The organism is Streptomyces mashuensis, assembly GCF_014654785.1.
Classification (GTDB): domain Bacteria; phylum Actinomycetota; class Actinomycetes; order Streptomycetales; family Streptomycetaceae; genus Streptomyces; species Streptomyces mashuensis.
In genome coordinates, this window is sequence record NZ_BNBD01000018.1 from 98,647 (window position 1) to 104,646 (window position 6,000).

6 protein-coding genes are annotated in these 6,000 nt (G+C 72.9%); 2 read left to right on the forward strand and 4 right to left on the reverse strand.

Features of this window, described 5'->3' with window-relative positions:
• Positions 1-80 precede the first annotated feature (80 nt).
• Positions 81-1,058, forward strand: coding sequence for a hydroxyacid dehydrogenase (locus IE305_RS29085; protein WP_190132790.1), 978 nt, complete (start codon positions 81-83; stop codon positions 1,056-1,058).
• The gene (locus IE305_RS29090; RefSeq protein WP_190132791.1) at positions 1,055-2,086 is read left to right on the forward strand and encodes an EamA family transporter; all 1,032 of its coding nucleotides are present in this window, start codon (positions 1,055-1,057) and stop codon (positions 2,084-2,086) included. Before IE305_RS29085 ends, IE305_RS29090 begins: the two co-directional genes overlap by 4 nt.
• Before the next feature lie 68 nt (positions 2,087-2,154).
• Here IE305_RS29090 and IE305_RS29095 read toward each other — a convergent pair whose 3' ends face one another.
• From IE305_RS29095 to IE305_RS29110, 4 genes are all read right to left on the reverse strand, one after another.
• Positions 2,155-2,565 carry a PPOX class F420-dependent oxidoreductase gene (locus IE305_RS29095; protein ID WP_190132792.1) on the reverse strand — a complete coding sequence of 137 codons (411 nt, stop codon included), beginning with the start codon at positions 2,563-2,565 and terminating at the stop codon, positions 2,155-2,157.
• A gap of 45 nt (positions 2,566-2,610) precedes the next feature.
• Entirely contained in the window at positions 2,611-4,098 is a 1,488-nt protein-coding gene (locus IE305_RS29100) for an MFS transporter (protein WP_190132793.1), read from the reverse strand.
• 157 nt (positions 4,099-4,255) lie between these two features.
• The gene (locus IE305_RS29105) at positions 4,256-5,074 is read right to left on the reverse strand and encodes an AfsR/SARP family transcriptional regulator (protein WP_190132794.1); all 819 of its coding nucleotides are present in this window, start codon (positions 5,072-5,074) and stop codon (positions 4,256-4,258) included.
• Between the two features lie 55 nt (positions 5,075-5,129).
• On the reverse strand, positions 5,130-6,000 hold an 871-nt coding region (locus IE305_RS29110; protein WP_190132795.1), incomplete at its 5' end, for a biotin/lipoyl-containing protein.

Genomic DNA, 6,000 nt, shown 5'->3' on the forward strand with positions numbered 1-6,000 from the left:
TCGCGGAAGCCGACTTGGACGAAGAAACAGAAGCAGAGACAGAAACAGCAGCCGTAGCCGAAGCAGAAGGGAATGCCGCCGTGTCCCGGCCCTCGATCCTCATCTCCGACCCACTGCCCCCGCACCTCACCGCCGAGCTGCACACCGCGTTCGACGTCCGCGAGTGCCGGGGCAGCGACCGCGCCGCCCTGCTGGCCGCTGTACGCGACGCCGACGCCCTCGTCATCCGCAGCGCCACCAAGGTCGACCGCGAGGTGCTGGACCACGCGTCCCGCCTGCGCATCGTCGCCCGCGCCGGCGTCGGCCTGGACAACGTCGACGTCGAAGCGGCCACCCGCGCCGGCGTGATGGTGGTCAACGCCCCCGTCTCCAATGTCACCAGCGTCGCCGAGCTGACCGTCGGGCTCATCCTGTCGATGTTCCGCAACATCCCCGCGGCCTCCGCCTCCGTCCGGGCCGGCGAGTGGCGCCGCGCCGACTTCCAGGGCTCCGAGCTCAGCGGGAAGAGCGTCGGCATCGTCGGCTTCGGCCGCATCGGGCAGCTCGTCGCCGAGCGCCTCGCCCCCTTCGGCGTGGAGCTGCTCACCCACGACCCGTACGCGTCCCCCGACTTCACGCACGCCCGCGGGGTGAGCTGGCTGCCGCTGGACGACCTCGTCGCCACCGCCGACGTCCTCACCCTCCACGTCCCGCTCACGCCCGCCACCAGGAACCTCATCGGCGAGCGCGAACTCGCCCTGGCCAAGCCGACGCTGCGCCTGGTCAACACCTCCCGCGGCGGCATCGTCGACGAGGTGGCGCTGGCCCGCGCCCTGGCCGAGGACCGGATCGCCGGTGCGGCACTCGACGTCTTCGCGACCGAGCCGCCCACCGGCTCCCCGCTGCCCCACCTCGACTCGGTCGTGTGCACCCCGCACATCGGCGCCGGCACCGCCGAGGCGCAGGACCGGGCGGCGACCACCGTGCTCGACGCGGTCCGTGCCGCCCTGGCGGGGCTGCCGGTGGACGGCCTGGCGAACCCCGAGGTGCTGGCGGCCGGAACGGCGGTGACCGTGTGAGCGACCGTACGAGCGGGACCCCCGGCACCACCCGTACCGGTCTGGCCCTGGCCGTCGCCTCGGCCTTCGCGTTCGGCGGCTCGGGCGTCGCGGCCAAGCCGCTCATCGAGTCGGGCATCGACCCCCTGCACGTGGTGTGGCTGCGGGTCGCCGGCGCCGCGCTGGTCATGCTGCCGCTCGCCGTCCACCACCGGGCGGCGCTGCGGCAGCGGCCCGGCCTGCTGCTGGGCTTCGGGCTGCTGGCCGTGGCAGGCGTGCAGGCGTTCTACTTCGCGTCGCTGTCGTACGTTCCCGTCGGCGTCGCCCTGCTCGTCGAGTACCTGGCGCCCGCCCTGGTGCTGCTGTGGGTGCGTTTCGTGCAGCGCCGGCCCGTGACGCGGGCGGCCGCGGTCGGCGTGGTGCTGGCCGTGGCCGGCCTGGCCTGCGTCGTCCAGGTGTGGTCGGGTCTCGCCTTCGACGCGGTCGGGCTGGCACTGGCGCTCGGCGCCGCCGCCTGCCAGGTCGGCTACTTCCTCCTGTCCGACCAGGGGCAGGCCGAGGAGGGGCGTGCGGCCGTCTCCCCGGTGGCCGTCATCGCGTACGGCCTGCTCGTGGGTGCCGCCGTCCTGACCGCGGTGGCGCGCCCGTGGCGGCTCGACTGGTCCGCGCTGGGCGGCAGCGCCGGGCTCGGCGGCCTGGAGGTGCCGCGCGCCGCGCTGGTCGCGTGGATCGTGCTGGTGTCGACGGTCGCCGCGTTCCTCACCGGCGTGCTGGCGGTCCGCAGGCTCTCGCCCCAGGTCGCCGGGGTGGTGGCCTGCCTGGAGGCGGTCATCGCCACCGTCCTCGCCTGGGCCCTGCTCGGCGAACGCCTCGCCGGCGCGCAGCTGCTGGGCGGGCTGATGGTGCTGGTCGGCGCGTTCATCGCGCAGCGGTCGACGCCGGGGGCCGCCCCGGAACCGGCCTCGGCACCGGCACCGGCGCCCGAGCGGGAGGCGCGGCGCGAGGAGGTGACGGAACGGGAACTGCACGGTGCCCATCACCTCGCCTGACGCACGGCGCAGGACAGCACGGAGAGGGGCCCGGCCGGCACGCGGCAGGGCCCCTCTCCCGGGGTGCATCAGGCGAGCCCGCCCGCGACCCGGGTGGGGGTGACCCGCACGACGAGGAGCTGGTCGGCGGCGGGCACGTTGCCGGGGCTGAACTCGGCGTAGACCTTGCCGCTGTACTTCACGGACAGCTCGTCGAGGAGCTCGGCGCCGTTCTCGTCGGTGAACTCGGCGGTGCCGCTGACCGAGGCGAAGGTGTACGGCGTCTCGGGCGGGTTGACCATGATGGTCACCCGCGGGTCGCGCCGCAGGTTCTTCTCCTTGCGGGTGCCGTACGAGGTGACGAAGAGGATCTGGTCGCCGTCGGCCTTCATCCAGACGACGCTCAGCTGCGGGCTGCCGTCGGGCTGGAGGGTCGCGACCGTCACGAAGACGGGCGAGTCCAGGAGCTGCTTCAGCGAGGCGGACAGTGCTACGGGCACGGTCGGGGACTCCTTCGGAGATCGGAGAAGGGGCGTGGGGAGAGGTCAGGCGTCCTGGCCGGCGGCCACCGGCGCCGCCTGGGGACCGCGCAGCATCAGGGCGGAGGTGACCACGCCGACGGCGACGACCGCGGCGATGACGACGAGGCCCAGGTGCACACCGGACACGGTGGCCTCGCGCACCCCCGCCGAGCCCTCCAGGGAGGCGATACGGCCGGTGGCGACCGCGCCGATGACGGGCGTGCCAATGGTGAGCCCGACCAGCTGGGCCGTGGTGGCCAGACCACTGGCCGCGCCCTGGAGGGTGTCGGGCAGGCCGCTGGTCCCGGCGATGGTGTACGAGACGACGGCCATCATGTGGCCCCAGCCGGCGACGCCGGTGCCCACGAGCAGCATCGTGAGGCCGCCGTGGGTGCCGAGCAGGAGCAGCAGCAACGTACCGGCGGCCTGCACGGCCAGTCCGGTCGCGAGCGTCGCACCCGGGCCCCAGCGGCGCACCAGGCGGGGCACCAGCGGACCGGCGACGATCATCGCGCCGCCCAGGGCGGCGAAGCACAGGCCGATCTGGAGCGGGTTGTACGCCATCACCTGGTGCATGTGCATCGTCATCAGGAAGACCACCGAGGTGATCATCGAGAAGGTGACGAGGCCGGCGAAGTTGCCCCAGCCGACGGTACGGCGCGTCAGGACGCGCAGCGGGATCAGCGGCGAGGCGCTGCGCGACTCCACCGCCACGAACGCCACGAGCAGCAGCACGCCCGCGGCGAGGGAGCCGAGGACGACCGGGTCCCCCCAGCCGTCCCGGTCGGCGCTGGTCACCCCGTAGATGACGGCGAGCAGCCCGCCGGAGACGGTGACCGCGCCGGGTATGTCGAGGGAGCCCTTCTCCGCGTTGCGCGACTCGGCGACCAGCAGCAGCGTGAGGACGACGGAGAGGATGCCGACCGGCACGTTGATGAACATCGTCCAGCGCCAGTTGAGGGACTGCGTGATGACGCCGCCGAGGATGACGCCGACGGTGAAGCCCAGCGACAGCAGCGCACCGTTGATGCCCAGCGCCTTGTTGCGCAGGGGCCCCTCGGGGAACGACGTGGTGAGCAGCGCCATGCCCGTGGGCACGATCATGGCGGTGGCCAGGCCCTGCCCGACGCGCGCGACGAGCAGCAGCGTGGGCTCCTGCGCCAGGCCGCCGGCCAGCGAGGTCACGGTGAACAGCACCAGCCCCACGAGGAACCACTTGCGGCGCCCGTAGAGGTCGCCCGCCCGGGAGAACAACAGCAGGAACCCGCCCGACGGCAGGGCGAACGCAGTGATCACCCACTGCAACGAGGACAGTTCGAAGCCGAGGTCCTCACCGATGGTGGGGAGCGCGACGCTGACGATGGAGAAGTCGAGGGCGGCCATGAACTGGGCGGTGCACAGCACGGCGAGGATGCACCAGCGCCGGGCGCCCATCCGCTCCTCGACGGGGGCCGGTGGAGCCGTGGCGGTGGCCGCCGGAGCGGTCCGCACGGCGTCCGTGGATAACGACATGCTTGTACTCCTGTGAGTCGATGAGAAGAGGGGGGAAGGGGGGAAAGGGGATCCCGGGCGGTGCGGGGGTGCCGGAGAGGCCACCGCCCGGGAAGTCTGAAGGGGTGGGGGGATCTGATGGGGGGCCAGGTGGGCCGGGTGGGGGGCGGCCGAGGGCTCAGGCGACGCTGTGGCCGAGCAGGGCGAAGTCGGCGCGCGGGCCGGGCAGGGTCAGCGCCGGGTCCTGGTTGAGGATCGCCATCTCCAGGCGGCGCAGTTCGTGGCCGGGCTCCAGCCCGTGCTGCTCACGCAGCGCCACGCGGGTCCTGCGGAAGGCGGCGAGCGCGTCGGCCTGCCGCCCGCACCGGTACAGCGCCAGCATCAGCTGCCCGCACAGCCGCTCCCGATGGAGGTGGGAAGCGGCCGTCGACTCCAGCTCGCCGAGCACGGCGAAGTGCCGGCCGCAGGCGAGCCGCGCCTCGAAGTAGTCCTCCAGGGCCGCCAGTTCCCACTTCTGCGCGGCGACCAGCTCGGCGGTGTCGAGACCGGCCTCGACGAGATCGGCGAGGACGGGCCCCTGCCACAGGTTGAGGGCCCGGCGCAGCACCTGGCCCGCCTGTTCCGGGTCGCCGGCCGCCAGCGCGGCCCGGCCCTGCTCGACCAGCCGCTGGAAGCGGTGCAGGTCGACCAGGTCGGCGTCGACCCGCAGCATGTAGCCGGGTGGTTTGGTCAGCAGCGCCACCCTCGGCTCGCCGAAGCACTCCGGTGACGTGTCGGCGAGGAGCCGCCGCAACGACCAGACGGAGTTCTGGATGACCTTCCGTGCGGACGGCGGGGCCAGGTCCGGCCACATCGCCGTCATGAGCCTGCTCGTCGCCACGACCCGGTTGGGCTGCAGGAGCAGCAGGCCGAGCACGGAACGCTGTCTGATGCCGCCCAAGGACAGGGGATTGCCACCCGCGATGGCCTCGAGCGGTCCGAGTATGCGGAAGTACATGGTCTCTCGCTTCGTGGTGCGGACGGGTAACGGGGGCGGGGGCCGGCAGGGCCGGTCAGTCCTTGATTTCGCAGATGACGGCGCCGGAGGTGAGGGAGGCGCCGACCTCGGCGGTGATGCCCTTGATGGTGCCGGAGCGGTGGGCGTTGATGGGCTGTTCCATCTTCATCGCCTCCAGGACGACGACGAGGTCGCCCTCGTTGACCTGCTGGCCCTCCTCGACCGCGACCTTCACGATCGTGCCCTGCATGGGGGAGGCGAGGGCGTCGCCGGAGGCGGCGGGGCCGGACTTGCGGGCGGCGCGACGCTTGGGCTTGGCGCCGCCGGCGGCGGCGGTGCGGGCGATGGTCATGCCCAGCGACGCCGGGAGGGAGACCTCCAGGCGCTTGCCGCCGACCTCGACCACGACGGTCTCGCGGCCGGTCTCCTCCGCCTCCTCACCCGCGGCCGGGCTGGCGAACGGGGGAATGTCGTTGGTGAACTCGGTTTCGATCCAGCGGGTGTGGACGCGGAAGGGGTCGCTGGTGAAGGCGGGGTCGGTGACGACCTTCTGGTGGAAGGGGATCACCGTGGCCATGCCCTCGACCTTGAACTCCGCCAGCGCACGCGAAGCACGCTGCAGGGCCTGCTCGCGGGTGGCGCCGGTGACGATCAGCTTCGCCAGGAGCGAGTCCCAGGCGGGGCCGATCACGCTGCCGGACTCCACACCCGCATCCAGGCGGACGCCGGGGCCGGAGGGCGGGGTGAAGGTGGTCACCGTGCCGGGGGCGGGGAGGAAGCCTCGGCCGGCGTCCTCACCGTTGATACGGAACTCGAACGAGTGACCACGGATCTCCGGGTCGTCGTAACCGAGCGGCTCGCCGTCGGCGATACGGAACATCTCCCGCACCAAGTCGATACCCGTGACCTCTTCGGAGACGGGGTGT

Excerpts from the sequence above, each read along its gene's own strand:
- IE305_RS29100 (WP_190132793.1), bottom strand. The coding sequence starts at position 4,098 with ATGTCGTTATCCACGGACGCCGTGCGGACCGCTCCGGCGGCCACCGCC.
- IE305_RS29105 (WP_190132794.1), bottom strand. The coding sequence starts at position 5,074 with ATGTACTTCCGCATACTCGGACCGCTCGAGGCCATCGCGGGTGGCAAT.